4 protein-coding genes are annotated in these 6,635 nt (G+C 39.4%); 3 read left to right on the plus strand and 1 reads right to left on the minus strand.

Going from position 1 to position 6,635, the window contains the following annotated elements; translation table 11 throughout:
* Positions 1 to 1,075 precede the first annotated feature (1,075 nt).
* From KTR07_RS27540 to KTR07_RS27550, 3 genes are read left to right on the plus strand one after another with little or no spacing between them, the layout of a single operon-like run.
* Entirely contained in the window at positions 1,076 to 3,772 is a 2,697-nt protein-coding gene (locus KTR07_RS27540; protein WP_005835700.1) for a SusC/RagA family TonB-linked outer membrane protein, read from the plus strand.
* A gap of 12 nt (positions 3,773 to 3,784) precedes the next feature.
* Positions 3,785 to 5,401 carry a RagB/SusD family nutrient uptake outer membrane protein gene (locus KTR07_RS27545; protein ID WP_217315560.1) on the plus strand — a complete coding sequence of 539 codons (1,617 nt, stop codon included), beginning with the start codon at positions 3,785 to 3,787 and terminating at the stop codon, positions 5,399 to 5,401.
* 9 nt (positions 5,402 to 5,410) lie between these two features.
* Entirely contained in the window at positions 5,411 to 6,013 is a 603-nt protein-coding gene (locus KTR07_RS27550; RefSeq protein ID WP_005835699.1) for a Crp/Fnr family transcriptional regulator, read from the plus strand.
* Between the two features lie 103 nt (positions 6,014 to 6,116).
* Here KTR07_RS27550 and KTR07_RS27555 read toward each other — a convergent pair whose 3' ends face one another.
* Positions 6,117 to 6,278: a hypothetical protein gene (locus KTR07_RS27555; protein WP_005835698.1), complete on the minus strand. Its 162-nt coding sequence runs from the start codon at positions 6,276 to 6,278 to the stop codon at positions 6,117 to 6,119.
* Positions 6,279 to 6,635: the final 357 nt, after the last annotated feature.

Genomic DNA, 6,635 nt, shown 5'->3' on the forward strand with positions numbered 1-6,635 from the left:
ATGGTGGCGCAATTTTCAACTGGAATATTGGCGCACTTTTCAATTAGTATCTACAGGCATAACCTTTAGGGGTACATTCTAAAAGGTGAAGATTTAACCTTTTTATTATTTCTTAACACTCAAAGAGCGGTGGTAGAGGGTATTTTCCCTCTTTTCGGTACTTTATTGATGGTTCGATGTTCCCATCTTTCCACATTGCTTGGCTCGTTCGCACAAGCCACTACAAAGGTACTACAATTTCCAATAAAGGCAAGAGGACAGCAATTCAAATCTATTATTTTTGAGGGAGTGAAATCTGCCGCTTGCCAAATTTCTCTCTGTCGAAAATAATAGTCCTCTGAAAAGAATGAAAACAGCATTGATAAAATTGCCTTATTAAGGGGGGGCTATGCTGTTTTATGCTATTATTTCGTCAGTCGTTTATCTCCGTTGCCGGATGCAGTTTTCAGCCAAGCCGATGAATAAGAAAAGGTTTTGGAGCTGTTTACTCTCCAACGGAGGACGAAACTGCTCCAAATGGTTTACCGCTTGAACTTTTCGTTTTCTAAAAGAGGTTTGGCAACCTTTGCATCCGACAAAAGGAGATAAATGACCAGATATATAACAGTAGTATTACATTAAGGTAAAGAACAACCATGGTATAGTATTATTGCAATTTAACTATTTAAAGTTTGTTTATAATCAAATCATTTAAAGATTTTTGTCCTTCTATGATTTTTTGTATTTGATAAATGTCGTAATTAAATAAAAAATATCACGCATAATGACTTTTTCTTTTTTCTAAATTTCTTCAAATGACAAATTATTGTTACCTTTGTAATGTAATGTAGTTAATGGTTGCGCTTATAAAGTCCTTGGAAAGGATTTATGTATAAAAGAGGTAGATGTTTACTCTGTTCTTGCCTGGATTATCAGCATCACTGATATGAAATAACAGAAAAAAATATACAATGGCTAAGCGGACGGACAGGCAGGGAAATAGTACAGATTCCCAATCCCCCTCTTTATAATACATTGCGTATAAGATTTATTAACTGTCTGGTCTGGGGAATCTACAGAGATTTAACGAATCAAGATGGGAAGAGTCAGTCTTTGTCTTGTCATAATGTTCTTCATCTGTAGTGCTCAAAAAATTGATGCACAAGTACAGAATATCAGAGAGAAACAAGATACCATTTCGGCGACTAAATCATTAGAGCATATCAGGCCCGAGAATATCAAGAAGGGACCATTGAATAATGCTTTGGATGTATTGAGTGGTCAGTCTGCCGGTGTGAACGTCACCACTAATGGGACTGACAGGCTCGCTATGCTGAATAGTATCCGTGTGCGTGGTACCACATCCATTATGGGTGGCAATGACCCGTTAGTAATTATTGACGGAGTGACATCTGACATCGCTACGCTATCTACCATATATCCCGCAGACATCGAGAGTTTCACTATTTTGAAGAATGCTACCGAAACGGCAATGTACGGTTCCCGTGGTGCTTCAGGTGTAATTGAGATTAAGACCAAGAAAGGAACGGGGCGAGGTTTCGAAATATCATATGATGGCAACTACGGATTCGAGTCAATGTATAAACATCTGCAAATGCTCAACGGCCCGGAGTATATAGCTACAGCAGAGGCACTTGGATTAGATTACAATAATGGTGGCTACAACACCAATTTTCACGATGTAATTACTCGTACGGGCTTGATACATCAGCATCACTTGGCTTTTAGCGGTGGTTCGGAAAACTCAAACTATCGAGCATCGTTCGGTTTTATGGATCATAATACAATTGTCAAAGTTAACGATTACCGAAATTTAGTGGTAAAACTTGATGCTACACAAAAGGCTTTCGATGGTCGCTTAGTTGGCGATTTTGGTGTATATGGCTACTCGTCAAAGATACACGACATTTTCGATACACGAATGCTGTTTTACTCGGCAGCTGCACAGAATCCTACATATCCAGCAGGAACTGATGTTAATGGCAACTGGGTGAAGAACTCGGCTGCATCACACATCAACCACCCCGGAGCACTCCTCTATGAGAAAAATGACTCCGAAGAACGGAATTTCAATACACATTTGGGGCTGAAATTTAATATCCTTGACAATTTGATATTGTCGGCTTTCGGCTCTTATTCATATTCATCTACGGGAAATGCTCAATTTTGTCCTACATGGGTGTGGGCGCAAGGCAATGTTTATCGTGGAGAGTTCAAGGGTGAAGACTACTTTACAAATGTGTCCCTCTCATATAACAATGCTTGGGGAGACTCACACCTTGATGCTGTTGTTGGCGCAGAATATCTTAAACAGGTAAGGACTGGTTTATGGGTGCAGGCAAAAGGAATAACAACAAATGATTTCTCCTATAATAACATCGGAGCAACATCATCGCGTCCTTTCGGTGGTACGAGCAGTAGCTATGAAGACCCGTCACTTGCTTCAATAATGGGTAGTGTCACATATAGTTACAAGGATAGATATTCTATTGCGGCAGCACTCCGTGGAGATGGCTCTTCAATGGTAAGCGATAACAATACTTTCGGATTCTTCCCATCAGTATCACTGGGTTGGGATGTAAAAAAAGAAGGCTTCCTCTCTGATACTGACTTTATAACAATGTTGAAACTAAGAACCGGATATGGTCGGTCAGGAAATCTTGGAGGTATAACATCCTATACAACACTTAATACCGTAAAGGAGAATGGTATCGTATCCATCAACGGTGCACCTACCGTAACAATGGGAAGTATACGCAACACGAATCCGGACCTTAAGTGGGAGACTCGTTCAACATTTAATATCGGTTTTGACTTAGGTATATGGGATAATCGGTTGATGCTTACCTCGGAATTATATTACTCAAAGACAACGGATATGCTCTATGAGTATGATGTTCCCGTTCCGACCTTTGCGTTCGATAAACTGATGGCAAATATCGGCTCGATGTCTAACCAGGGTGTCGAACTAGGAATCTCGGTAGTTCCCATTCAACGAAAGGATATGGAGATGAATATCAACTTCAATATGTCCTACCAGAAGAATAAGTTACTTTCGCTTAGTGGAGAGTATAATGGTATGCATATGACAGCTTCAGATATTACTCCGATTGGCTCGCTTTATGGTGCAGGTCAGAACGGTGGAGACAATAATGTAGTATATCAGATTGTAGGTCAGCCATTGGGGGTATTCTATCTACCTCACTGCAAAGGGCTTAAAGAAAATGAACTTGGTGGCTACAGTTACGATATTGAAGATTTGAATGATGATGGCGAGATTGATTTTAGCGATGGCGGAGACAGGTATATAGCAGGTCAGGCAACCCCCAAGGTAACTATTGGATCAAACATCAGTTTCCGTTACAAGTCCTTTGATATTGCCATGCAGATAAATGGTGCTTTCGGTCATAAGATATTCAATGGCACGGGCTTGGCTTATACCAATATGTCTATATTCCCTGACTACAATGTATTGAAGGGTGCTCCTGAAAAAAATATTATTGATCAGAATGTTTCAGACTATTGGTTGGAAAAAGGTGACTATGTAAATATTGAACATATTACCATAGGCTACAATATTCCAATGAAATCCAAGGCTGTGAAGTCATTGCGTCTTTCGGCAGGCATTAGCAACCTTGCAACAATCACAGGCTATAGCGGTCTTACTCCAATGATAAACAGTTATGTAGTAAGCAACACTTTGGGCATTGACGACAAACGCACCTATCCTTTATATCGTACCTATTCGTTAGGTCTTAGTATTCAATTCTAACCGCTTACAGTTATGAAAAGATATATAAACATATTGATGGTTGCTTTGGCAACGATGATGACCTCTTGTCTTACTGAAGACCCTAGAGATCAACTTTATGAAGAAAACATTTACAACAATGCCAACAACATATATATTAATGCAGTGGCTGTGCTCTACAATTACATTGGTGGCAGTGCAGACAGTGAGGGTTTACAGGAGACCTGTCGTGGGATTTATGACTATAACACACTTACTACAGACGAAGCCATGATACCTATTCGTGGTGGCGACTGGTACGATGGAGGTTTGTGGACGAATATGTATCAGCATAAGTGGAGTCCTAATGATTTACCACTCTACAATACTTGGAAATACCTCTACAAGGTTGTTGTGTTATCGAACAAATCTCTGCATATCATCGATAAGTATAGCCATAACCTATCTGAGGAGCAGAGAGTGGCCTACGAAGCTGAGGTGCGAGCTCTGAGAGCACTTTTCTACTACTACATTATGGATATGTATGGCAGAGTGCCCATCGTAACATCCTATGAACAACCGCAGGATGAAGTTGTGCAGAGCGAGCGTAGCGAGGTTTTCCGTTTTATCGTGAATGAGTTGCAGGAGGTTGCCGAGTTGTTGCCAAATGAGCGTAGTAATAAGATGGGTAACTACTATGGTCGTATAACAACACCTGTAGCTAATTTCCTTTTGGCTAAGTTGGCTCTTAATGCCGAGATATATTGTGATGATAATTGGACTGATGGCGTTCCACGGAACGGTAAAGAGATATTTTTCACCGTCGATGGTGAGAAACTCAACGCTTGGCAGACCTGTATCAAATATTGCAATAAACTTGCCGAGGTAGGTTATCGGTTGGAGGACGATTATAGCTATAATTTCTCTGTGCATAACGAGAACTCCAACGAAAACATATTCACCATTCCGTTGGATAAGAACCTCTATGCTGCGCAGTTCTGGTATCTCTTCCGATCACGACACTACAACCATGGCGGTGCGTTGGGGGGCTCATCGGAAAATGGTACCAGTGCCAATATCTCAACAGTCTTAGCCAACGGATACGGCACAGATGATGTAGATGCTCGCTTTGAAAAGAACTTCTATGCCGGCATCGTAGAGGTTGATGGAAAGCCTGTAATGATGGACAATGGACAGCAGTTGGAGTATTTCCCATTGGAGCTAAAGTTGAATCTTACGGGAAGCTCCTATGTCAAGACAGCTGGTGCTCGTATGGCAAAATATGAGGTTGATAGGACCTCACATTCCGACGGTAGACAACCGGATAACGACATCGTGCTATTCCGCTATGCCGATGCTCTCCTGATGAAGTCCGAGGCAAAGGTACGTAATGGTGAGGATGGCTCGTTGGAGTTGAACGAAGTCCGAGGTCGTGTTGGTATGCCATATCGAGAAGCTACGCTTGAGAACATATTGAAAGAGCGTTTGTTGGAGTTAGTATGGGAAGGCTGGCGACGACAAGATATGGTGCGTTTTGGAGTTTATCACAAATCATACGATCAGCGAGTCCAACTGGCTGATGAGAAAAATGGGTATACCACAGTTTTTCCTATTCCACAAAAAAGTATAGACTTGAACCCAAAATTGAAACAAAATGTTGGATATAAATAACTTTAGCCTATGAGTATTCAATTTGACATTGCAAAACAGATTATAGCTGAAACATGCCCTAATCGCAAACTTAAGTTGGAGAATATTCGCCTTTTTGCAGATATTATTCAGCCTAAGAAATATCAAAAAGGTGATATAATTCTAAATGAAGGTGATATCTGTAATTGCCTATTTTATATAGAAAAGGGATTTATTAGACAGCACTACCTAAAGCATGATAAGGATGTGATAGAACATTTAGCATGTGAAAAAGATGTTGTCTGGTGTATTGACAGCTATTTTAACCGAGAGCCAACACATCTTATGATGGATGCTGTAGAAAACAGTGTTTTATGGGAAATTCCGCGTGATATAATGGAAGAACTTTCTGATGCTAATGGTGATATAGCTTATCTATATCGGAGTTTTTTTGAAAATTCCTTAATGTTATCACAATTAAAGGCTGACATTTTACGTTTCGAATCAGCAAATGACAGATACGCTAGATTACAGCAACATTTTCCTGAAATAACTAGAAGAGCACCTTTGACAATGATTGCTTCATATCTTCAGATGACATTGGAAACATTAAGCAGAGTACGTGCATCAATAGCTAATGCTGAGAGCAAATAAAGCAAACTAACTATTAGGACTTAACTAACATCAAAAACAGGTCAGGATATAGCGTCCTGACCTGTTTCTTTAATAAACTTAAAAGCTATGGATTAATGAGATGTTAGTCATCGTCATCATCATCGAATTCATCCTCATCGTCGTCGTCATCATATTCTATTGCTTCACTTTCTTCAATAATGTTACTAAAAGCTCCTGTTAAATCAAAATGATAGTTCTTTTTATTGTTAAAAAATTCATACGTGATAGAGCCGAAAGTATTCATAATATGTAACTGATGTTTATGACTCACTCATCTTATTCGAAAAATAAGGGCAAACTAAAAAGTGTATGTTTACTATATTGAAGTCATATCTTTTGAACGACAAAAAGTAAATACTTATATAGAACAACTTCCAACATAATAATCACTTTTTAGCATGCCGCATACATTGTTAACCTTAAAAATCTTTTTACCTGTTGCAAGTAAATCTTACATTTACTATGCATAAACTAAACCCTATTTACTTTCCTCTCTTGCTTGACTTTAAATTATAAAAGACAGGGATCATACCAGTGGGGCACACATGTACCTTGCAAATTTACACACCTCATTTTTATGTAATTTAATATATCCCACTTT

The organism is Bacteroides sp. MSK.20.82 (genome assembly GCF_019052485.1).
GTDB classification, from domain to species: domain Bacteria; phylum Bacteroidota; class Bacteroidia; order Bacteroidales; family Bacteroidaceae; genus Bacteroides; species Bacteroides thetaiotaomicron.